This is a genomic window from Aliamphritea spongicola (assembly GCF_017051665.1).
In the GTDB taxonomy this organism is placed as follows: domain Bacteria; phylum Pseudomonadota; class Gammaproteobacteria; order Pseudomonadales; family Balneatricaceae; genus Amphritea; species Amphritea spongicola.
On record NZ_JAFIDL010000054.1, the window covers coordinates 1 to 334 of the forward strand.

Consider the following 334-nt stretch of genomic DNA (forward strand, 5'->3'; position numbering starts at 1 on the left):
GGCAATGCGACGGCAATCCGCTGCCCGGCCAGGAACGCGCTGAACTGCTCCAGCAGGAAAGGCGCCGCGTGCGGAGACAGACGCGGATCGGTGACCAGCTCCAGCGTCAGCGTTTCCGCCTCGGGCGAGCTCAACAGCAGCGCCAGTTCAAACGGCGTATGCAGCGGCGGCAGCAACAGGCGTTCGGCGTGAACGCCTTCCAACCGCCACTCTGCAGCCAGATCGTCGCGCCAGGCCACCAGCAGCTGCGCCCGCTGCCGATCCGGCTGTTCAGCCACGGTCTGCGCCAGCAGCCGTTGCCCGGCATCGCCGTCGCCGTGACGTACGGTCAGGC

General features: G+C 68.9%; 1 protein-coding gene. It reads right to left on the reverse strand.

The window, feature by feature from the left end; all coding sequences use genetic code 11:
- On the reverse strand, nucleotides 1–334 hold a 334-nt coding region (locus JYB63_RS22705), incomplete at both ends, for a hypothetical protein (protein ID WP_205660200.1).